The organism is Streptobacillus felis (assembly GCF_001559775.1).
Classification (GTDB): domain Bacteria; phylum Fusobacteriota; class Fusobacteriia; order Fusobacteriales; family Leptotrichiaceae; genus Streptobacillus; species Streptobacillus felis.
Map to the genome: position 1 here is coordinate 1 of NZ_LOHX01000172.1, position 296 is coordinate 296.

Annotated in this window: 1 protein-coding gene; it reads left to right on the forward strand. The window is 27.0% G+C overall.

Going from position 1 to position 296, the window contains the following annotated elements:
• A partial coding sequence (gene cas2 / locus AYC60_RS03460) for a CRISPR-associated endonuclease Cas2 (RefSeq protein ID WP_067321351.1) occupies positions 1-293 on the forward strand: 293 nt, incomplete at its 5' end.
• Positions 294-296: the final 3 nt, after the last annotated feature.

Genomic DNA, 296 nt, shown 5'->3' on the forward strand with positions numbered 1-296 from the left:
ATTTGCCAGTTTTAACAAAGTTTGAAAGAAAGCAAGCTCAAGATTTTAGAAAAAATTTATTATCTGAAGGATTTATTATGATGCAATATTATTGTTATTCAAGATTTTGTAGAAATGAAGCCGAAAGTTCTAAATATCTAGGTAGAGTAAAAAAGTTAAGTGTACGATTATGTGGTGGTGAAGGTAGAATATTAAAGATTACCAAAAGACAATATGAGAATATGATGGTCATATGGAAAGAACCAAAAGTAACAGAACTAAAAGTCAATAAAAATCCACTAGTATTTATTTAATGT